At 34.5% G+C, this 23,458-nt stretch carries 16 protein-coding genes; 15 read left to right on the top strand and 1 reads right to left on the bottom strand.

All coding sequences use genetic code 11. The annotated features are described in order from the left end of the window. The first annotated feature begins 4 nt into the window (after positions 1-4). The 8 genes from araA to SPD48_RS12400 all read left to right on the top strand — a co-directional run bounded on the left by araA (position 5) and on the right by SPD48_RS12400 (position 12,293). Complete coding sequence (araA, locus tag SPD48_RS12435) at positions 5-1,489, top strand: L-arabinose isomerase (RefSeq protein WP_336258446.1); 1,485 nt, start codon at positions 5-7, stop codon at positions 1,487-1,489. A 214-nt stretch (positions 1,490-1,703) separates the two neighbouring features. Beyond that, positions 1,704-3,059 (top strand): M24 family metallopeptidase, encoded by a 1,356-nt coding sequence (locus SPD48_RS12430; protein WP_336258445.1) that lies wholly within the window; start codon positions 1,704-1,706, stop codon positions 3,057-3,059. A 713-nt stretch (positions 3,060-3,772) separates the two neighbouring features. Continuing rightward, positions 3,773-4,855, top strand: a complete 1,083-nt coding sequence (locus SPD48_RS12425; RefSeq protein ID WP_336258444.1) for a sugar ABC transporter substrate-binding protein — start codon at positions 3,773-3,775, stop codon at positions 4,853-4,855. A 421-nt stretch (positions 4,856-5,276) separates the two neighbouring features. Further along, positions 5,277-6,803, top strand: a complete 1,527-nt coding sequence (locus SPD48_RS12420; RefSeq protein WP_336258443.1) for a sugar ABC transporter ATP-binding protein — start codon at positions 5,277-5,279, stop codon at positions 6,801-6,803. A 47-nt stretch (positions 6,804-6,850) separates the two neighbouring features. After that, on the top strand, positions 6,851-8,005 hold the full coding sequence (locus SPD48_RS12415; protein ID WP_336258442.1) for a sugar ABC transporter permease: 1,155 nt from the start codon (positions 6,851-6,853) through the stop codon (positions 8,003-8,005). 76 nt (positions 8,006-8,081) lie between these two features. After that, positions 8,082-9,530 (top strand): M81 family metallopeptidase, encoded by a 1,449-nt coding sequence (locus SPD48_RS12410; protein WP_336258441.1) that lies wholly within the window; start codon positions 8,082-8,084, stop codon positions 9,528-9,530. Between the two features lie 237 nt (positions 9,531-9,767). Further along, positions 9,768-10,778: an inositol 2-dehydrogenase gene (gene iolG, locus SPD48_RS12405; protein ID WP_336258440.1), complete on the top strand. Its 1,011-nt coding sequence runs from the start codon at positions 9,768-9,770 to the stop codon at positions 10,776-10,778. 402 nt (positions 10,779-11,180) lie between these two features. Further along, positions 11,181-12,293: a GntR family transcriptional regulator gene (locus SPD48_RS12400; protein WP_336258439.1), complete on the top strand. Its 1,113-nt coding sequence runs from the start codon at positions 11,181-11,183 to the stop codon at positions 12,291-12,293. Positions 12,294-12,625: 332 nt separating this feature from the next. On the opposite strand, the gene SPD48_RS12395 is transcribed toward SPD48_RS12400, so the two are convergent. Next, positions 12,626-13,813: an ROK family transcriptional regulator gene (locus SPD48_RS12395; protein WP_336258438.1), complete on the bottom strand. Its 1,188-nt coding sequence runs from the start codon at positions 13,811-13,813 to the stop codon at positions 12,626-12,628. 367 nt (positions 13,814-14,180) lie between these two features. Between SPD48_RS12395 and SPD48_RS12390 the strand changes: the two genes are divergently transcribed. The 7 genes from SPD48_RS12390 to SPD48_RS12360 all read left to right on the top strand — a co-directional run bounded on the left by SPD48_RS12390 (position 14,181) and on the right by SPD48_RS12360 (position 23,423). After that, complete coding sequence (locus SPD48_RS12390) at positions 14,181-15,536, top strand: hypothetical protein (protein WP_336258437.1); 1,356 nt, start codon at positions 14,181-14,183, stop codon at positions 15,534-15,536. Between the two features lie 41 nt (positions 15,537-15,577). Next, on the top strand, positions 15,578-16,669 hold the full coding sequence (gene xylF, locus SPD48_RS12385; RefSeq protein ID WP_336258436.1) for a D-xylose ABC transporter substrate-binding protein: 1,092 nt from the start codon (positions 15,578-15,580) through the stop codon (positions 16,667-16,669). Between the two features lie 123 nt (positions 16,670-16,792). Next, a complete protein-coding gene (locus SPD48_RS12380; protein ID WP_442962152.1) occupies positions 16,793-18,319 on the top strand; it encodes a xylose ABC transporter ATP-binding protein in 1,527 nt (508 codons plus the stop codon). After that, positions 18,316-19,491, top strand: a complete 1,176-nt coding sequence (locus tag SPD48_RS12375) for a sugar ABC transporter permease (RefSeq protein ID WP_336258435.1) — start codon at positions 18,316-18,318, stop codon at positions 19,489-19,491. Before SPD48_RS12380 ends, SPD48_RS12375 begins: the two co-directional genes overlap by 4 nt. Before the next feature lie 21 nt (positions 19,492-19,512). Continuing rightward, entirely contained in the window at positions 19,513-20,832 is a 1,320-nt protein-coding gene (gene xylA, locus SPD48_RS12370; protein WP_336258434.1) for a xylose isomerase, read from the top strand. A gap of 82 nt (positions 20,833-20,914) precedes the next feature. Then, complete coding sequence (gene xylB, locus SPD48_RS12365) at positions 20,915-22,414, top strand: xylulokinase (protein ID WP_336258433.1); 1,500 nt, start codon at positions 20,915-20,917, stop codon at positions 22,412-22,414. Positions 22,415-22,433: 19 nt separating this feature from the next. Next, the gene (locus SPD48_RS12360) at positions 22,434-23,423 is read left to right on the top strand and encodes a Gfo/Idh/MocA family protein (RefSeq protein ID WP_336258432.1); all 990 of its coding nucleotides are present in this window, start codon (positions 22,434-22,436) and stop codon (positions 23,421-23,423) included. Positions 23,424-23,458: the final 35 nt, after the last annotated feature.

Raw genomic sequence — 23,458 nt, 5'->3', positions numbered from 1 at the left:
TTATATGCTAAAAATGAAGCCTTATGAATTTTGGTTTGTAACTGGGAGTCAACATCTATATGGGGATGAAGCATTAAAAGAAGTCGAGCAAAACTCCAGAGAAATAACGAACCAATTAAACATAGTTGGAAATTTACCTTATCAAATTGTATACAAAACTGTTTTGACTAATGCGAAAGATATTAGCAAATTGATGAAAGAAGTGAACAGCAATGAACGTTGCGCAGGAGTTATAACATGGATGCATACGTTCTCTCCTGCAAAAATGTGGATTGCAGGATTGAAGTCTTTGCAGAAACCACTTTTACATTTCCATACACAATATAATCGTGATATTCCTTGGAAGGATATCGATATGGATTTTATGAACCTTCATCAATCAGCTCATGGAGATCGTGAGTATGGATTTATTGGGACTCGTTTACATATTCCGCGTCGTGTCATTGTTGGTCATTGGGAAAATAAAGATGTGGTAGAAAAAATGAGTAGCTGGATGCAGACTGCAGTGGCGGTTACCGAAGGCAAGAATATTAGGGTGGCTCGGTTTGGCGATAATATGCGAAGTGTAGCAGTTACAGATGGCGATAAAATAGAGGCTCAAATTAAATTTGGTTGGACCGTTGATTACTATGGTATTGGTGATTTGGTAGAAGAAATGGAGAAATTCTCTGACGGTGATGTAGAAGCATTATTTGAAGAATATAGTGCATTGTATGAAATTTCGGATGAAGCCAAAAAGCCTGGACCGCTTAAAGATTCCATCTTAGAACAAGCGCGAATTGAACTTGGTCTTACATCCTTTTTATCACGACATCATTATACAGCGTTCACAACGAATTTTGAAGATCTCCACGGAATGAAGCAGTTACCTGGCTTAGCAGCACAACGTTTAATGGCAAAAGGCTATGGCTTTGCTGGGGAGGGGGACTGGAGAACTGCCGCATTAGTAAGGATCCTAAAAATTATTTCAAATAACCAAAAAACATCGTTTATGGAAGATTATACGTACCACTTAGAACCAGGAAATGAAATGATTTTAGGATCACATATGTTAGAGATTTGTCCTTCCGTATCAGGAACGAAACCGAAGATTGTTGTTGAGCCACTTGGAATTGGTGGTAAAGAAGATCCGGCTCGTCTAGTATTTGATGGTCTTGGTGGAACTGCGATCGTTGCTTCTCTTGTGGAGTTGGGTGGTAGATATCGACTTATTGTAAATGAAGTGAAAGCAGAACAACCAACAGAAGAAACACCACAATTACCAGTTGCAAAAGTATTATGGAAACCAGAGCCGTCCTTAAGCGAGGCGACTGAAGCTTGGATTTATGCCGGGGGAGCGCATCATACTGTTTTCTCCATGGCAGTAACGGTCGATCAACTGTATGACTTTGCTGATATGGCAAATATAGAATGCGTTGTCATAGATAAAAACACTGAAATAAGGGCATTTCGTAACGAGATGAAAACAAATCAATTGCTTTTTAGATAAATCAATAAAATTTAACTAAAAATTCAAAAAACGCTTGCAAAAAGGTGAAATTACTTTATAATATCTTATACGTACATGTCTTTGGTGGTTTTAATAAACTGTTGTACGAATATATGCTGAGGAGGTAAAAGTTTTTCCACGTATAAAAATATAATAAATAGTCGGAATTTTATAAAACATCCTAGCTATGAGAGTAAAGGTGGTTTAGTTATTAATGAATATTGAATGGAAAAAGGTGGAGTTACCAGATTTTGATGTAAAGGATGAAATGCCAGAAATACCAAGAAGCATTTACGAAACAAGATGTGAACAATTATACCGCGCATGCAATAGTAAGTGGGTAGTCGTTTATGGTGACCGTGAACATTTTGCTAATATGCATTACTTCACAGAATTTGATCCTAGATGGGAAGAGGCATTACTTATCTTAGGGCCAAATAATAGCAAATACATGCTGATCGGTAACGAAGGGATTATTTATGAAAGCGTAATCAAACCAGATGTAGAAATTGTTCTTTGTCAATCTTTTAGTTTAATGGGACAAGATAGAACCAAATCGAAAAAACTAGAAGATATTTTAATCGATATTGGATTAGCAAAAGGTGATCGCGTAGGGGTTTGTGGTTGGAAATATGTCGAATTGAGTGAAGTTGGAAACCACCAGGCGTATTTTGTTCCAACATTTATTATTGATTGTATTCAAACTATTATTGGCAGTAGTGAAGGATTAACTGATGTAACGAAAAAAGTAATGCATCCGATCACAGGCCTCCGTGCTCATAATGAAGTTGAACAACTCGCAGTATTTGAATGGGGAGCTGCACGAGCGTCAAAAGCATTGTGGAATATTGTAAAAGGTACTAAGCCTGGTATAAGTGAATTTGAAGCGGTATCACATATGGGGTATGCGGGTGAACCGTTAACAATGTTTATGAATTACGCCACTGGAAAAGATGCGATTGTTGGATTACGAAGTCCTTCCGGAAAGCAAATTGAAAAAGGGGACGGTATTTTCACTGCACTTGGATACCGTGGAGGATTAAGTTGTCGAGCAGGGTTAGTCGAAGCGGAAAATGAGGAGTTTTTAAATAAATGGGCAATTCCATATTACAAAGGAATTGTAGCTTGGTATGAAACAGCAGCAGTTGGTATCAAAGGTGGTGATGTTCATAAACGCGTAACAGAAGTTATGGAAGAAGGCGGATTACGTCCATTGCTTAACCCGGGACATTCGACAGGAATGGATGAATGGCTACATACATTTTTCACACCAGGAAATGATGATGTTATTGCTTCAGGAATGGCTATCCAATGTGATATTATCCCTACTCCTCTTGCAGACGGAATACAGTTAAATAGTGAGGATATGGTAGTTTTTGCTGACGAAGACTTAAGGCAAACTATTAAAGAAAAATATCCGGAAATGTGGAAAAGAGTTAAGGCGCGTCAATATTTCATGAGAGACAGTCTAGGGATTAATATTAGTGATGATATTTTACCATTCTCTACGACACCGGGTTATTATGCACCATTATTTTTATCACCAGATCATGTGTTAGTGGTGAAATAATTTATTAATAAATTTCATTATTAAAATAACTGAGTAGTCTACAAATCAATTCTAAAATCACGTACAGATCTTAATAGAGTATTCAAGCTGATAATTTTACTCTTATTATCTGAAACTTTAATCTTTAGGTTCTGAGACTGTAATAAATGGGTTATCGCATCAGGAATAACTATTAGCAAAAAACTTTGTTTATAGGATAAATAATCAAATGAAATAAAAGGTGATTTTGTATAGATGTTGTTGTATTTTCATGGAAATAATAAAGTATTCTCATTAACTATAAAATAAAAACTTAGTATATTTATTAGACGAACAAAGATTAATTAGATATGATGTAAGCGTATACAGTGGTTAGCGAAATGCAAAACATAATTCGCCCGAAGACTTTTAAAAAGAAATAGTTAATTTGTTTTCATTTTAATTAAGGAGGTTGATTGCTGGTCCAATACGTTGAAAATAGTTTTTAGAAATTAATATAAGTTATGTAAAGGGTGTAAAAGTAAAATATTCTGAAATATTGTGCAGAAGGAAACTTGTCAGCAATATATCAAGGTAGTCTCGGTTATTATTGTAAGCGATCATATTTTACTATTCCCACCATCACCTTGAAAATTAGCGGGAATATTTTTTCCATCATTACGTTATAGTGACATCTCTAACTCAGTTGTCTGAATTAAAAGGTAAAAAAATCAAATGAAAAGAGGGAATTAAACGTGGAAAAAATTATTAGATCATTTTCTCCTGTCTTGTTAGCAATGGTGTTGATACTACTTAGTGCTTGTGGAAGTGCTGATAGTACTGATGCCAACACTGATTCAAACGAAAAGGAAAGTAACGATAAGAAAATCAAAATTGGTGTTGCTATGAAGACAGAGGTACAACCGAGATGGAAGTTTGAAGTAGGAGTAATGGAAGAATTAGCAAATGAACATAATGCAGAAATCATTGTTCAATGGGCTAATGATGATGTCACAAAGCAAGGAAACCAAATAGAAAATTTATTGTCTCAAGGGATCGATGCATTAATAGTTGTTCCAGTTACAGATAAAATTGGGCCATTTATACAAAGTGCAAAAAATGAAGGGATTCCAGTTGTCTCTTATGATGCTATTCCAGTTGAAGCCGATATAGACCTATTTGTTACAAGAGATAACTATAAAGTGGGAGAAATTCAATCCGAATATGCTCTTGATTATACGGATGGGAAAGGTAACTTTGTTGTTTTAAAAGGAGACCCTGCTACAACAGTAGCTCAAGGTATTGCGGAAGCCTATGAAGAGTTACTTGTTCCTAATACAGACATCAATATAGTAGCTGATCAGTGGCATCAAAATTGGTCAACAGAAGAAGCCTTAAAAACTGCCGAAAATGCATTGTCCGCTCAAGAAGATAATATACAAGCTTTTGTCTCTTCAAGTGATGGGATTGCAATGGGAGTAGCTCAAGCAGTTAAAGGAAGAGGTTTGGATGGAAAAGTGTTTATTTCAGGTTTAGATGTTGAACTTGGAAGTGCAAAACTAATCGCAGAAGGAACGCAAACAATGTCTGTCTGGACAATGATTGATGATCAGGCTGAGAAAGCCTTATTAGGTGCAATCTCATTGATTAAAGGAGAAGAAATTGATGCGGATGGATCTGTAGACAACGGTCTTAAGGAAGTTCCAGCAATTTATAGTGATGTTATTGCAGTCGATCAATCAAATCTATGTGAGTTCATTGATGAAATTGCTCCCGAAGGTTGGGTAACGGCTGAAGAAGTATTTGAAGGTTTAACAATTCCTTCTGAGTGTCAATAGTTGAATATTGAGGTTGGGACAAAACAAAATAACAGATTATGAAACGCGAATAATCGTTCAAGCTAGTGTTAGAAATATACGAAAGACTTCTGCTAGAAAAAAAGACTCGATAAAAGGCTAAAAAGGTGGAGTCTGAAGGGGCTTATCAGCGAGCTTCAGTATAGGACACGCTGTGAAAGTAAGCGGTAGTTCACTTGAACAGATGTATTTGATGGGACGAACTGTGTGCAGTCCAAGACGTCACTTGTCAGTGGTGAAAGCGGAGTATATTTCTGTAGCCGACTATTAAAAACTCAATCATTCGTGTTTCAATTACTTTTTCTAGATCATGTCCTAGCCTCAATACTTTTATCTCTATTGATGTGTAACAAAAGTTAGTCAAAAATTAAAATTTCCAAAGAAATTAGGGGGAAATTAATGTATGAGTAATCAGGTTCTAAAAATGAGTTCTATAAATTTGGAGTTTCCAGGAGTATTAGCTGTAGATAATGCTAATTTAACCGTTGAAAGAGGAGAAATAAGAGCAATAGTAGGGGAAAATGGGGCAGGTAAGTCTTCTTTAATGAAAATAATCTCGGGTGTTTATCCGAATGAACAATTTGATGGAAAAATAGAGCTTGAAGGAAAAGGAGTAAAATTTACTGGAGTAAAGGATGCTGAAATGCAAGGCATCATGATGATCCCGCAGGAATTAAACTTAGTAGAGGAATTAACAGTTGCTGAAAATTTATTTTTAAATCAAATTCCGTCAAAAAGAGGTATCGTAAATAAACAAGAGCTATTTCGTGAATCAGAAAAAATATTAAATGAGATAGGCGTTAATGTTTCTGTTTCAGCTAAAGTAAAAGAGCTAGGTGTTGCGCAAAAACAAATGATTGCAATAGGCAGGGCTCTATGGAATAAAGTAAAAATATTAATATTGGACGAACCAACATCTACTTTATCAAACTTAGAGAGTGAAATACTATTTGAAAAAATTAGAATGTTAAAAGAGTCAGGTGTGACTTGCTTTTATATATCTCATAGATTAGAAGAAATACTGTCCATATCAGATAATGTAACGGTTATGAGAGATGGAAAAATTATTAAAACGGATCAAACGAAAAATATGGATGAACAAAAAATTGTGTCTCTCATGATTGGACGTGACTTATCAGATTATTTCCCTATTGCGAATAGAACTCCAAAAGAAGTTCAATTTTCAGCTCATGATTTTAATGTTTATCATAAAAGCTTACCAGATAGAAAGATTGTCAAACACGCTTCACTAACTGTCCGAAAAGGAGAAATAGTAGGGTTATTCGGTTTAGTAGGAGCAGGTAGAACTGAATTAGCACTAGGAATGATAGGGGCATGGGACGCACCGGTAGATGGTAAGGTAAAAATCAATGACAAAGAATATACATTTGAAAACCCGAAAGATGCGATAGATCATGGACTAAGTTATCTCCCAGAGGATAGAAAAACATTAGCCAATATTCCAGAACTATCTGTCAATAAGAACATTTCTGTTTCGAGTATAGAAAAACTCTCTCAATTAGGTGTTATCAATCAAGAAAAAGAGTTCACAAACACGGATAAATTCATTAAAGATATGTCTATAAAAACATCAAGTGTCCATTCAAAAATTAGCTCTCTCAGTGGAGGAAATCAACAAAAATGCATTCTTTCTCGACAAATATCAGTGGACTCTGAAATTTTAATTTTAGATGAACCCACACAAGGTGTTGATGTTGGTGCTAAAACAGAAATATACGAAATACTAAACGCATTAGCGTCAAGTGGAAAGTCGATTTTAATGATTTCATCTGATTTACCTGAGGTTCTAGGACTTTCAGATCGAATATTAGTAATGCATGAAGGAAAAATGGTTGCGGATTTAGTTCCTAGTAATACAAGCAGAAAAGAAATACTAGAGTATGCGACATTAGGCCAACGAAGTAGTTAAGTCGCTTGAAGAAACCAAGAGAAAACTGAACTAGGAGGATCAATAAATTGACCAATTTAAATGAGAAAAAAAGCTTTAAGGAAATTTTAATAGGAAGAATTAATTGGAAGATTGCATTAATAGTAGTCGTTCTTATATGTATGATGGGATTATTTAATATACTATCCGATGGAATCTTTTTGTCCCAACGAAATATTTCACAACTTTTAAAACAATCTGCAATTCTAGGGATTGTTTCATCCGGAATGGTTTTATTGATAGTTGCGAGACAGATAGATTTAAGTGCAGGAGCGTCAGTTTACTTAGTAAGTGTTGTTGTTGCACAAATGACAGTTGTATATGAATTTGGACTGTTTTTATCAATAATAGTTGCTTTAATAGTTGGAATCTTATTAGGTGCGTTTCAAGGAGCTTTAGTAGCAAAATTTAATATTCCTGCGTTTATAGTTACTTTAGCCGGAATGCTTATTTTTCGAGGAATTGGATATGTATGGACAAATGCTGCAACAGTAGGGCCAGTACCTACCAATGTTATTTTTATAAGTGAAGGATATCTTTCAAAGACACTATCAACATTAATAATTTCCATTTTATTTCTTGTATTCGTTAGTTATGCTTACATAAACGCAAAAAAATTAAAGCAATGGGTTAATTTTAAAGAAGGATTTTGGTTGAAATTTATTTTAATTGCTCTAATATCTGCTATTTCCTATTTTGTATTTTTAGGTTATCAAGGTATTCCGATGGCAGTTATAGTGGTAGCGATAGGAGTTATTATAGTTCATTTTATCATGTCAAACACAACATTTGGAAGAAATATCTATGTAATTGGTGGTAATCCTGATGCCGCTCGTTTAGCGGGAGTTCAAGTTGGAAAGCATCTTTTTGGGGGTTTTGTAATAATGGGGGCAATCTACGGGATTGCTGGTATTTTAATTGCTGCAAGACTAGGAAGTGCAGCTCCAACTGCCGGTAATTTACTTGAATTAGAAGCAATTGCTGCTGCCGTTATCGGGGGGACAAGCTTTTCTGGTGGAGTTGGTGTGATACCGGGTGCATTGATAGGCGCATTGCTTTTATCAGCAATAGATAATTTTATGAGTATAATGAATGTTTCTTCATTTATACAACAAGTAGTAAAAGGGTTGATTTTATTAATAGCTGTCTGGTTTGATATTTCAATTAGAAAGAAACAATCGTAAAGATTAAATTAAAGACAGAATTTACATGTGAGACAATTTTGTAGCACTTTAATTTTTAACATAATGAGGTGACAAAATGAAAATAATTATAGGTGGACTTTATCATGAATCAAATACGTTTAATCCAATGCTAACGGAAAAAGATCATTTCTCTATAGTTGAAGGCAATCAAGTATATGATCGAGTATGCAGCACTCAGGTATTTAGAGAGGAAGGAGCAACAGTAATACCAAGTATATATGCAACTGCATTATCTTCTGGTGTAGTGTCTGAAAAAACATATAGGTATTTCTCAGATAAAATCTTAACGGTGGTAAAAAAAGAGGCTGATATTGATGGCATTTGGCTTCATCTTCACGGTTCGATGACTGTTGAGAATATAGGATCTGGTGAATTACAACTATTAAAAGAAATAAGAGAGATAGTGGGCTTTGATATACCGATATCTTTAACAATGGATATCCATGGTAACAATACTGATGAATTGAAAGACTATGCAAATATTATTCGCGCCTACAGAACTGTACCTCATATTGATCAATGTGAAACGGAAATGATTACTGCAAAACTTCTGGTTGACTCAATTAGAAGTGGAGAAAAAATAACACCTGCATTCGTTCGACTACCGTTTATTATCGGTGGAGAACAAGCAATTGGAAACCAGGATCCATTAAAATCTATATTTAATAAGTTAGAAGAAATAGAAAATTCGGACGGTATTGCGTCTGCTTCTTTTTTTATAGGATTCTCATGGGCAGATACAAAAAATACCTCCGCGTCTATTTATATAGTTCCAGAGACACAGAGTTATTATCAATTAGCACAGGAACAAGCAAATAAGCTGGCGGAATATGTATATTCAAGAAGAAATGAGTTTAAGTTGGTTTCAATTCCATTAAACCCTCAGGAAGCAATTGAAAAAGCATTAAATTCAACTGAAAAGCCAGTGTTTATTTCAGATTCTGGAGATAATACTACCGGTGGTGGTATTGGGGTAAATACAGAACTTTTATCTTCCTTTTTACAGATTGGGAATTTGAATAATAAAAAAGTGTGTATTGCTGCAATCTATGATGAAAAGGCTTCTAAAATAAGTGAAAATTACAATTTAGGTGAGGAGATTTCTCTAGATATAGGTATTGGTTTTGATTCATACAGTAAAAGTGTTACTGTGAGGGGAATCGTGAAGGCAAAAGGAGCACTTTTAGGTTATCTAGGTGGCGAATCTGATTATGTGGGTAGCACTTGCACGATTTCGGTTGGTGATATTGATATAGTAATTGCGGATAAGGGCCACTCATTTATTACAATGAATCATTTTGCGAAAGCGGGTTTAAAAATAGATGACTATGATATAATAGTCGTAAAACAAGGATATTTATTCGCTGAGTTAGCTGAAATCTCAAAACTCCATATTCTAGCCATTACACAAGGTGCTACATATCAACTAATTGAAGAATTGGATTTTAAAAATATAAAAAGACCTATTTATCCATTTGATGAAGTGGAATTAAAACTTAATTAACCATTTTGTTCATACTGAATTGAAAGCCGATTAAATAAGCATAGATAGTTTATTGTTCATTAGTCCTTATTGGAAAAAAGTTAGGAGTATTCTTTATGTTTTCGATAAACTGAAAATTTTTTTGTTTAATTTAATGTAAAGGCTGATTCATTTGAAGGGATCAGTTTTTACATTCGTTCTATACAAGTTAGTTTTAACAGTTTAGATAAAGTAGTAGAAAGGATTAGGGGGTGAATAATGAGAAAAGTGACAATCGGAATCATTGGTGCTGGTAGAATTGGTAGACTACATGCCAATAATATTATTAATTTCTCTGATGTTAGATTAAAAACAATATCGGACCTCTCTAATGAGCATGTAACAGACTGGGCTAAAGGTATAGGAATTGAACAAGTAGTAACAAATAATGAAGAAATAATAAACGATGAAGAAATTGATGCCATATTTGTTTGTTCACCAAGCGATACACATGCAAATATCATCCTTGCTGCTGCAAGGAAGGGTAAACATATTTTCTGTGAAAAACCAATTAGTTTTTCAATAAAAGAAACAAAAGAAGTTTTAGACGTAGTCGAAAGTGCTGGTGTGCAATTACAGGTTGGATTTAACCGAAGATTTGATCGGAACTTTCTGAGAATACGCGAATCAATTAAAAAAGGTGTAATAGGTACCCCCCAGATTATTAAAATAACAACAAGAGATCCTAAACCGCCTCCTTTGGAATATGTAAAACAGTCGGGTGGACTATTTTATGATATGTCTATTCATGATTTTGATATGGCAAGATTTCTTATAAATAGTGAAGTAGTACAAGTTTACTCAATAGGAACAAATTTAATAGAGCCATATATTGAAGAGGAAGGTGACGTCGATACTGCAATCATTTCGATAAAATTTGCAAATGGAGCTATTGGAGTAATTGATAATAGTAGAAAAGCAGTATATGGGTCTGATCAGCGAGTAGAAGTTTTTGGGGAAAAGGGTTGTTTGACCTGTGAAAATGAACGACTAACAACTGTCGAATTTATTAATAATAAAGGTGCATATCAAGATAAATTAAAGCACTTCTTCGAGCGTTATAAAGATGCTTTTATTGCAGAAGCAAGATCATTCATAGATTCAGTTCAAACTGGAGATCCAGTAGTCTGTAATGGTAATGATGGTTTACAAGCGGGCTTAATAGCAAGTGCTGCTCAACAATCACATCTTGAAGGGTGTTTAATAAAAATTAATCAATTTAAAGAATAATGATGAATAACCGGAACATGAAACTAGTTTGATCAATAACCAAAATTTAATAAATAGATATTAAATCTGTTTAGAGACTACTAGTAATTAACATATTTCAAACATTCAGAGATTTGATCGTTGTCAGTTGTCATTATATTTGTCCTTTAAGTGAACACTCCAACTGTGTACCTGTTAGCTAAATTAGTGTCTATATAAAAACATTCCAATTCGGTAAATAGTTAATTTGATAATTTGGCACAACAAAAATTTAGTATGTCTTTTTAACCTATTTATAATAAAAAATAGTATAGAAATTGATGAGTTGTTTGATATGCAACGGTATAATTCTTTGTTTCTAGTCGATGGAATAGTAAAGTGTGCAGAAATAACCAAAGTGTTGAGATAATGAGGAGTTTATATATGAAGCCAAAACATAGTATTGTAAGAGAATATATATTATCAAAAATACTTAATGGAACATTTGAGCCCCATCAAAAGATCAATTCTGAAAGTGAATTAATGGAGAAATTTCATGTGAGTAGACATACAGTTCGTCAAGCAATAGGTGATCTTGTAACTCAAGGGTGGTTATATAGTAAACAAGGATCTGGAACGTTTTGTGCAGATAAATCTAAACGTCAAACAAAGACTTCAGATATTAAGAATATTGCTATAATAACCACTTATATATCTGATTATATCTTCTCTTCCATTATCCGAGGGGCAGAATCTTATTTAAGTAGAAAGGGTTATAATGTTAGTCTGTTTAGTACCAATAATAATTACCAAAATGAAAAAGAATTTTTAGAAAGAGTGTTAATTCTTCATCCCGACGGGGTAATTATCGAACCAACTAAAAGTGCACTATCAAATCCTAACCTAAGTCTATATTTAAATTTAGAAAAATTAAAAATCCCTTATATTATGATTAATGCCTATTACGATGAATTGGAGCCAGTTAGTATAACAATTGATGATGAAAAAGGCGGTTATTTACAAACAAAGCATTTAATAGAATTGGGTCATGAAAACATAATAGGTTTTTTTAAAACTGATGATTTACAAGGTACAAGACGAATGAAAGGTTATTTAAAGGCGCTTCGTGAACATAGTATACCTATAAATCCAAAATTCATTATTACATTTGAAACAAGCGATAAAATGACAAAACCAGTAGAAAAGTTAAATAAACTTTTATCTCAAGAAAATAATGTAAAACCTACTGGTATTGTTTGTTACAACGATGAATTAGCAATATTATTGTTAAATTTATTGCGAGAAAAAAAGATAGTAGTTCCAGATGAAATATCTATTGTAGGTTACGATGATTCATTTCTTGCTGAAGCATCGGAGGTCAAATTAACTACTATTGAACACCCTAAAATAAAAATGGGTGAAGATGCTGCTAAAATGATTATAGACCTAGTAGAGAATGTCAACGAAAGCCAACGAAACAATAAATTAGAATCTATTGTTTATGAACCAAAGCTAATTTTACGTACTTCTACAAAACATATTACAAAAAAAATATAAAAGGCCAAAGGTGTTTTGGGGCGAAACTATTTTTCAAAAACTTTAATGTTGTTACAGAGTATCTGCTCCAAAGTTTTCTTGTTGGAAGATACGCACTTCTTAAAATTATTGATTCTGTTAAGTACCCTTTGGGGTAATGTTCCTAACCAAAGATGATGTGCTCTTGATGCAAGTAGTTTCATCTAAACTCTAGGTGAATAAATAATAAGAATTAGAATTTGAAATTAATTGGCACCAGCTAATTCCATTCATTTTTTATACCGTAAAAGGATTTTTATAAAAGAATGAATGGAATTAAACTTTAGTTATAGTTCTAAATATTAAAGTATATATTATTCCTTCATTTCGTGTTCTAAGAAACTTTCAATTGCATTGGCAGCCATTCCCAACACCGAAGAATATTTATCTAACTTTGCAAAGTCAATTTTTAAATCTTGCTGCTGGAAATTAATTGTTTCATTAGCTAGCTGATCATTCAGCGTCTCGGATATCCATTTTTTTGCATGAACAATCCTGTTACCTATTATTACCTGCTGTGGGTTAAAAATATTGATTATATTATTAATCCCAACACCTAAATATTTACCAATTTGTTTGAATAAATTTATTGCTTGAATGTTGTCTTTTTCTGCAAGCGCCACTAAACTTTCAATAGTTAATTCTTCATTATTTGGAAGTTCAATTCCAAATTGCTGTGCATTTCTTAGAAGTGTATGTTCCGAAGCATATAATTCCCAACATCCAATATTACCACATCTGCATATTTCTCCATTAACGTCGATCGTCATATGTCCTAACTCTCCCGAAAATCCATTGTGGCCTCCGAATAATTCTCCATTAAGAATAAGTCCAACTCCAATTCCAACACCAACACTAACATATATGATATGATCCATTTCCTTACCAGCGCCAAATTTTTTTTCCCCATAAGCCCCTGCGTTCGCTTCGTTCTCAACAATTACCGGTATAGAAAACTTATTTTCTATGATCTCTTTTAAATCAATGTTTCTCCAGTTCAAGTTAGGAGCTAATAATAGCATTTCCCGATTATTTACTATACCTGGAACGCCAATACCGATTCCAATTATTCCATAAGCGCTAGAAGGCGTGGAAGATATTAATGATTCTATTAATGAAAACAGTTTCTCTTTTGTTTTTTGAAAATCTAGCCCATATATATTAACAGATTTTTCTTGGACAATATTGCCATCTAGGTCGGTTAAAGCACATAAAAGATAATTTACCCCCAGATCGACTCCAATAGCGTAACCGGCTTTGGTGTTAAATAGTAACATTACTGGCCTGCGCCCACCGCTTGATTCTCCTGGCCCGGATTCAAATATCAATTTATCTTCTAATAGTTCTGCAACCATAGAAGATACTGTCCCTTTGTTCAGTCCAGTTAATTCAGCTATATCTGCTCTTGATATGGGTGCTTTATTTTTAATCGTATTTAACACTAAATTCTTATTTTCTCTTTTAACAATATGCTGGTTCCATGTTTTACTTTTAGTAGTCATATTTTTTTCCTTTCATACATTATTCAAAAACTTTGTTTAAATGATATATTAATGAATGTCCTAATCCCTAACAGTTTATAATAAACTTTATCATATTCTCTTAAATAAATACATATTTTAATCTATAATTATTATTAGAGGTAAATATGTTGTTTAAAAAACTTTGTATATTTATTGGACAAACTAAGATTCAATTGATACAATGTAAGCGCATACGTTAATTAACGAATAAATCATATTACTAAAAGTATTCGAAATAAACAGATTAAAGGGTGAAAAAAATACTCTTATTTTTCTAAGGAGGTGCTCAATACAGATAACTAGATAGATAAACTCTATTAAAAATATTAGGAGGAGACAGATTATTATGAAGCTGGAATGGAGACAATTGCATCTTCCCGATTTTGGCATTCCGAAAGAAATGCCTAAGATTCCGAGAAAAGTTTATGAAGAGAGATGTACAAAACTATATGAAAATGCTAATTGTAAATGGTTAGCAATCTATGGCGACCGTGAGCATTTTGCTAATTTACATTATTTAACGGAATTTGATCCGAGATTTGAGGAAGCATTACTTGTACTAGGCCCAAATCAAAAGAAGTATTTAATTGTTGGTAATGAAGGCTTAATGTATAAAGCTGTAGTAAAGCCAGAAGTGGAAATTATCTTGTGTCAATCTTTTAGTTTAATGGGACAAGATAGGAGTAAATCACCACGTTTAGGTGAGGTATTAAAAGAAATCGGAATATCAACAGGGGATCAGGTAGGGATATGCGGGTGGAAATATCTAGAGCAATCTGAAGAGGAAGATTTTCAAGGTGTTTTTGTACCGGGTTTTATCTTAGACTGTTTCAGAGCAATTATTGGTGAAAAAGATGGCGTTATAGATATTTCTTCACTGTTAATGCATCCAACTAAAGGGCTTAGAGTTCACAATGAAATAGAGCAAATTGCTGTATATGAGTGGGCAGCAACTCGAGCTTCTGCCGCACTTTTGAGGATTGTAAATTCAACAAAGTCGGGATTAACTGAATTAGACGCAGTTTCGGCTATGAAATATGCTGGTGAGCCGTTAACTACTTATGTTATGTATGCTACTGGTAAAGAACAGATAGTCGGGCTTAGGAGTCCAAGTTCTAAAATTATAGAAGAGGGAGATGGACTCTTTACGGCTCTTGGATATCGAGGTGGACTAAGTGCACGCGGCGGGTTGGTTGCCAAGGAAAACAAAGAATTCTTAGATAAATGGGCAAAACCATATTATCGCGGAATTGTTGCGTGGTATGAATCTGTTTCAACAGGAGTAGCTGGAGGGGAAGTCTACAATCACATTTGTGAGGTAATGGAAGTTGGAGGGTTACGTCCAGCATTAAATCCAGGACATCTTACAAGCGTGGATGAATGGTTGCATACATCTTTTAAACCGGACTCTGATGAAAAAATTGTTTCTGGAATGGCTGTTCAGTGTGATATTATTCCGGAACCAATGCCAGATGGTATTGTGTTAAATTGTGAAGATACCGTTTTTATAGCAAATGAACAATTGAGAGACGAATTTGCTGCACTATACCCTGAAGCATGGAAGCGAATAGAAGCGCGCCAAAAATTTATGAGAGATGAAATTGGCATAAAATTAAGTGATGATATCTTGCCATTTTCTGCAACTCCAGGTTACTATGCTCCATTATTCCTTTCACCTGATCATGCTTTGACGGTCAAGTGAATGAAATAATAACAAACAAAAAAAGTTAGGGGGAAAAGTTGATGCGTTTATTTAAAGGCAAATTGATGTTGATTGTAGGTGTTTTTATTTTGATTTTTTTGGCAGCTTGTGGCCAAGATGCAACTAGTTCAGATGCTGGAGATGAATCTGTTGAGACAGCGTCTGGAGAAGAACAAATTAAAATCGGGTTGTCAGTTGTAGATTTAACTTTAGAACGTTGGCAGCATGACAGAGACATTTTTATTGAGAAAGCTGAGGAATTAGGAGCGGAAGTTATTGTACAATCAGCGGATGGAGATGCAGATAAACAGTTATCTCAAATCCAGAATATGTTGTCGCAGGATATTGATGTACTTGTTATTATTGCAGCAAATTCCGATGCCTTGGCACCTGTAGTTGAACAGGCTAACGAACAAAATGTTAAAGTTGTCGCTCATGACCGCTTAATAAATAACGCTGATATTGATGCATATGTGTCATTTGACAATGAAGGTGTTGGTGAAATGCAAGCTCAATATCTGGTTGATGGAGTTCCAACAGGGAAATATTTTCTGTTAGGAGGAGAGCCTAGTGATCATACAGCTCATATGTTCCGCCAAGGGCAGATGAATATTTTAGAACCATTAATTGAAGCAGGTGATATTGAGGTAGTTGGTGATCAATGGGCTGATGGATACAGTGGTGATAAAGCGTTATCAATCATTGAAAACGCCTTAACAGCACAAAACAATGATATTGATGTTATTGTTGCCCCTAATGACAGTACAGCTGGAGGTGCTATCCAGGCACTCGAAGCACAAAACTTAGCAGGGGAAGTATTAATATCGGGACAAGATGCGGACCTAGCAGCCGTACAACGTATAGCAGAAGGAACTCAATCCATGACAGTTTATAAACCAATTAAGGAAATTGCTACGACAAGTGCAGAAATTGCAGTAAAGCTTGGAAAAGGAGAGACAGTGGAGGCTAATGATTCCATTGATAACGGTGTAAAGGATGTGCCATTTGTTAAACTAACGCCAATTAGTGTGGATAAAGATAATTTACTTGATGTAATTATTGCAGATGGATTCCATTCATATGATGATGTCTATAAAAATATTCCTGAAGATGAGAGACCATCAAAACCTTAAGAATTATATTTATTACTATTGAACTGAGATGTTGTAAATCTATTAAAACAACGCTAGAAATAATTGCAGGAAAGGGAGTCTATTTCCTTTCCTGTTAGAAAGTTCAAGGGGGGTTAGGTGGGTGTGAGTAGTGATTATGCGTTACAGATGTTAAATATTACAAAGGAATTTCCAGGTGTAAAAGCACTTGATGGCGTGAGCTTCTCTGTTAAAAAAGGAGAAATTCATGCTTTGTGTGGTGAAAATGGTGCTGGGAAGTCTACGCTAATGAAAGTTTTAAGTGGGGTTTATCCTTATGGTTCTTATACGGGGAAAATTATTGTGAATGGTGCAGAAGTACAATTTAATAATATAAAAGAATCCCAAGAAGCGAGAGTAGCTTTAATATACCAAGAATTAGCATTGATTCCAGAAATGAGTGTTGCAGAAAATATATTTCTTAGTAGTGACTTAATGAGAAGTATGTTTATTAATAGAAATCAACTGTTAGCTGAAGCTCAGAATTGGCTTGATCAAATTGGACTTGATATTGATCCACAGATAAAGCTTGGTGAACTGACGGTAGGTAAGCAGCAATTAATTGAAATCATTAAGGCATTAACTAAAAATGCTGAAATATTAATACTTGATGAGCCGACATCAGCATTAACTGAAAGTGATGCTGAAGTTTTATTTGAAATATTAGAAAAGTTAAGATCAGAAGGTGTTACATGTATTTATATCTCTCATAAACTTGATGAGGTTCTACATATTGCTGATACTGTAACTGTTTTACGAGATGGGCAAACAATTAGTACAGATCCAATAGAAGAATTATCTGAAGAAAAAATTGTAGCTAAAATGGTTGGAAGAGAATTAACAGAGTTTTATCCTTACGAAAATCGTGATCTTGGTGAAGATATATTAAATGTGAAAAATTATACTTTTAATCATTATGTGACACAAGAAGAATTAGTTAGCAATATATCCTTTTCATTAAAAAAAGGAGAAATCCTGGGATTTTCGGGACTAATGGGTGCTGGACGAACGGAGTTGTTTATTAGTTTATTCGGTGGATATCCAGGTAAAAAAATGGGAGAAATCATCCTAAATGGCAAAATTGTCGATATTAAAAATTCAAGAGATGCTATCAAACAGGGATTAGCATATGTATCCGAAGATCGTAAAAGATATGGTTTGGTACTAGATATGAATATTATTAAAAATACAACACTAGCTTCTCTTGATAAAGTAAAAAGTCAGCGTTTACTAGATTCAAATTTGGAATTAAAAAGATCGGAAGAATTGGCTAAAAAAGTGAATCTTCGTGCACATAGTTTGGAAGCGTTAGTTAATCAATTAAGTGGTGGGAATCAACAAAAAGTAGTTTTAAGTAAATGGTTGTTAACTAATCCGAAAGTTTTAATTTTGGATGAACCGACAAGAGGAATTGATGTAGGTGCAAAATTTGAAATCTACAAATTAATTATTGAGCTAGCAAAGCAGGGCGTTGGAATTATTCTTATATCTTCAGAATTGCCAGAAATACTTGGGATATCTGATCGAGTAATTGTCATGTCGAATGGAAGGGTAACGGGTGAGTTATCTCGAGCAGATGCAACACAGGAGGAAATTATGAAACTTGCAACGATGAGGAGTGAAATCCTATGAATGGAAAATCAAGTGATGAGTTAGAAGAAAAAAGACAAGTGTTAAGTTTTAGAATGAACGTTCAATCTTATACACTTATCATCGCATTAATTTTGATAGGTGTATTGTTTGCAATATTAACTGGTGGAGAATTTTTATCTTCTCGAAACCTTTCCAACTTGTTTACCCAAATGACGGTTATATCTATATTAGCTATAGGTATGACTTTTGTAATAGTAGCTGCACACATCGATTTGTCTGTGGGCTCTTTGGCTGGACTTACAGGAGGAATTGCTGCAATCTTACACGTTTGGTTTGATTGGAATACAGGACTTGTCGTTTTAGTTGCAATTGGTGTGGGTGCATTACTTGGACTGTTTCAAGGATGGTGGGTTGCTTACAGAGCTGTTCCAGCCTTTATAGTAACTCTTGGTGGTATGTTAATTTTTAGAGGGATTTTAATAGGTCTTAGTAAAGGACAAACAATTGCACCATTGGATAAAAACTTTAAAATGATTTCCAACAGTTATCTGCCTTATAGTCTTGGGTATGCGTTAGTTATTATGGGAATAGTTTTGTTGTTCTTCTTTACTTGGAGAAACCGTAATAAAAGGCTAGAAATGGGATTACATGTTTCATCACCGATTTTAGATTACGGGAAATTGTTTGTATATTCATTAAGCATCGTGGTCATAACATATATGCTAAGTCGCTATCATGGATTACCTTTACCATTAATAATTGTCATAACACTTGCCGGTATTTTTATTTTCATATCTTCAAAGACTGCATTTGGCAGGAGTATTTATGCTATTGGAGGGAATAAAGAAGCTGCAGCTCTATCGGGAATTAATATCAAAAGAAATACTCTAACTGTTTTTGTTTTGATGGGTGCCTTGGCTGGAATTGCAGGTGTGATTTTAACTAGTAGACTAAATGCAGCAACGACAAGTGCAGGTGATATGTATGAACTTGACGCGATAGCAGCGTGTGTTATTGGTGGAACTAGTCTGGCTGGTGGTAGAGGGTATATTGTCGGTTCAATTATTGGAGCCTTAATAATGGTGAGCATAGATAATGGAATGAGTATGATGAATATCCAAACATTTTGGCAATACATTGTTAAAGGAATGATTTTAATTATTGCAGTTTGGATAGATATCGCAAGTAAGAATAAAACATCTGTAGCATAATTTTAACATGGAGGTAGTAATATGACATATTTTCATAATATTAATCGTATTAAATATGAAGGACCAAACTCAACTAATCCATTGGCATTTAAATTTTATAATCCTGAAGAACTAGTAGGCGAAAAATCGATGGAAGAAATACTTCGTTTTGGCGTAGCTTACTGGCATACGTTTACGGAAAGTTTAAAAGATCCATTTGGAGTAGGAACAGCAATCAGACCTTGGGATAGATACTCGGGGTTAGATCTCGCAAAAAAACGTGTTGAAGCGGCATTTGAATTTTTTGAAAAGCTGCAAATTCCCTTTTTTTGTTTCCATGACATTGATATCGCTCCAGAGGGAGACACATTAAAAGAATCAAACCAAAAACTAGATGTCATTGTCGCAATGATAAAAGACTATATGAAAGATAGTAAGACAAAATTGCTTTGGAACACCGTTAATAATTTTTCACATCCACGTTTTGTTCATGGCGCTGGATCTTCAAATAATGCAGACGTCTTTGCCTATGCAGCGGCAAAAGTGAAAAAAGGGTTAGAAATTGGAAAAGAATTAGGAGCTGAGAACTACGTATTCTGGGGTGGACGTGAAGGATATGAGACACTTCTTAATACCGATATGAAACTTGAGCTCGATAATCTAGCACGTTTTTATCATATGGCTATGGACTATGCAAAAGAAATCGGGTTTACAGGACAATTTTTAATTGAACCTAAGCCAAAAGAGCCTACTTCACATCAATATGATTTTGATGTTGCTAGTGGTTATGCTTTTTTACAACATTATGGGCTTGATGACTTTTTTAAATTTAACATTGAAGCAAACCATGCAACTTTAGCTGGCCATACGTTTGAACACGAATTACATTACGCGCGAATTCACGGAATGTTAGGTTCGGTTGATGCAAATCAGGGCCATCCATTACTCGGTTGGGATACCGATGAATTTCCGTCTGATTTATATACTACAACACTAGCAATGTATGAAATTCTTAAAAATGGCGGTTTAGGACGAGGCGGATTAAACTTCGATGCAAAAGTCCGACGTGGTTCATTTGAGCCCGAAGATTTATTTCATGCACATATCACAGGAATGGATAGCTATGCAGTTGGTTTAAAGGTAGCACAAAAGCTAATCGATGATAACGTACTGGAATCCGTTATTGAGAATCGTTACAACAGCTTTACTAAAGGAATTGGTAAAAAAATCATTGATGGAAATACAGATTTTCATCAACTTGAAGAACATGCATTGGGTTTGGGAGAAATAGAGAATCACTCTGGTCAATTAGAACAAATAAAGGCTAAAATCAATCAATATTTGTTAACAATATATGCATAAGAGGAATCATTTTAAGTCGATTATAAGGGTCTGAATGTTTCAGACCCTTATTTATTAACTGGAATTCAAGCGGGGTGTTTTCATGAAATATGTTATTGGAATTGATTTAGGAACGAGCGCTGTAAAAATATTACTAGTTAATCAATTGGGGAAAGTTGTTAACGAAGTTTCAAAATCATACAAATTAATACAGCCCCAAAGTGGTTACAGTGAACAAAGCCCATTAGACTGGGTAGAACAAACAGTTGCTGGGATAAGAAAAATAGTGCAAGAATTTAACGGACAGCCATCTAAAATAGAAGGAATTAGTTTCTCTGGTCAAATGCATGGTCTTGTATTGCTCGATAAAAATAATGACATCCTTAGAAACGCAATATTATGGAATGACACACGTACTACGAAAGAATGCATCAAAATTAATGAAAGTGTTGGGAAAGAGAGATTACTAAAAATTACAAAAAATTCAGCTCTAGAGGGATTTACTTTGCCGAAATTATTATGGGTAAAAGACCATGAGCCTGAATTGTTTAAGAGAGTGAAGACATTTGTTTTACCGAAAGATTATGTACGTTATAAGTTGACTGGAAAACTTCACATGGATTTTTCAGATGCAGCCGGTACGTTATTATTTGATGTTGGCAAAAAAGAATGGAGTCAAGACATTTGTGAACTTGTCGAGATAAATCCAGATATTTGTCCGCCATTGATTGCTTCCCATAAGGAGGTAGGATTCATTACATCTACTATAGCAAAAGCTACCGGTCTGTTAGAAACTACAAGAGTTTTTGCAGGTGGAGCGGATAATGCATGTGGTGCAATTGGTTCAGGGATATTAGAAGACGGGAGAACGCTTTGTAGTATTGGAACATCAGGAGTTGTTTTATCTTATGAACAGAGTGCTAATAAGGATTTTGAAGGAAAGGTCCATTATTTTAATCATGGTGCACCAAATGCTTATTATACGATGGGCGTAACCCTTTCAGCGGGGCATAGTTTAACTTGGTTTAAGGAAACATTTGCAAAAATTGAATCATTTGATGAGTTATTGAATGGAGTTAAGACTGTTCCAGTCGGATCAAATGGACTATTATTTACCCCATACTTAATGGGTGAAAGAACGCCCCATGCAAATTCTAAGATCCGAGCAAGTTTTATTGGAATAGATAGCTCCCATAAACTTCAAGATTTTGTTAGGTCAGTTCTTGAAGGAATAACATTTTCTTTGAATGAATCGATTTCTATTTTTCGTGAAAATGGTAAAACAGTTGATACAATTGTTTCTATTGGTGGTGGGGCAAGGAATGATGTTTGGTTACAAATGCAAGCCGATATATTTAATGCAAAAATTATCAAATTGTCAAGTGAACAAGGACCGGGAATGGGGGCAGCAATGTTGGCAGCATGTGGATGTGGCTGGTTCGAGAGCTTAAAAGAATGTGCCAATGTATTTCTGAAAGAAGATAAAATCTTTGCTCCCAATAAAGTAAATGTCGTAAAGTATAAAAAGTTATTTAAAATATATAGGAATGTCTATGAAAGTACAATTCATTTAAATGAAGAATTAGCAAAGTTTAGAACCTAAATATGAAAGGAGTTTTAATGTGAGTAAAGTAAAGTGGGGCGTATTAAGTACCGCCCAAATTGCACAAACAGAATTAATTCCCGCTTTTCATCGGTCTAATAATGCACAAGTATATGCCATTGCTAGTTTAAGCGGTAAGGCGGAAAAGGTGGCTAAGCAATTTGGGATACCAAAAGCCTATAACAGCTATGAGAAGCTTCTCGAAGATCCTCAGATTGAAGCAGTTTATATTCCATTACCTAATCATCTTCATAAAGAATGGGTTATTAAAGCAGCGCAGTATGGCAAACATATTCTTTGTGAAAAACCTGCCGCGCTAAATGTAAGTGATATGGAAGAGATGAAAAAGGCTTGCGAAGAAAATAATGTTCTAATTATGGAGGCGTTTATGTATTTCTTTCACCCACAGCATGACAGGGTGAAAGAAATAATAAAAAGTGGAGAAATTGGTGATGTAAAACTAGTAAAATCTAGTTTTTCATTTTTATTAACGGATAAAGAAGAAAATATTCGGATGAATCATATAAAAGGAGGTGGTGTTTTATATGATCTTGGATGTTATGGGATTCATTCGATTCGAAATATATTAGAAAATGAACCAACTTCGGTACATGTACATGCAAAAGCAGATGATAAATATATGGTTGAAACGGATACGATTACCTTGTTAGAATTTCCTAATGGTGTAACTGGTTTAATAGACAGTAGTTTCAGCACGGCACTTCGTAATGAATATGAGGTAGTTGGCACAAAAGGTAGAATTATTGTACCTCGTGCATACAGACCAGATTTGTATGATGGAGAAGGATTGGTTTTAGTTAAAACAAATGAAGAAACTCGGGAAGAGTCTATCGTTGAAGATCAGTATAAGGCTCAAGTTGAACATATATCTCAAGCAATACGTAAGGGGAACATTATAATAAGTAGTCCGAAGAATAGTCTGCAAAATGTAAGAGTGATAGAAGCATGTTTACAATCTATTAAAAATAATGGGAAAGTTTTATTGTAACAGCGTATTTTGATAAAATTTTAAGAATAATTAAA

The sequence above is a fragment of the Pseudogracilibacillus sp. SE30717A genome (assembly GCF_037071985.1).
Taxonomy (GTDB): Bacteria; Bacillota; Bacilli; order Bacillales; family Amphibacillaceae; genus Pseudogracilibacillus.
Note: the sequence above shows the minus strand (reverse complement) of the source record. Positions and strands in the feature narration are given on the sequence as shown.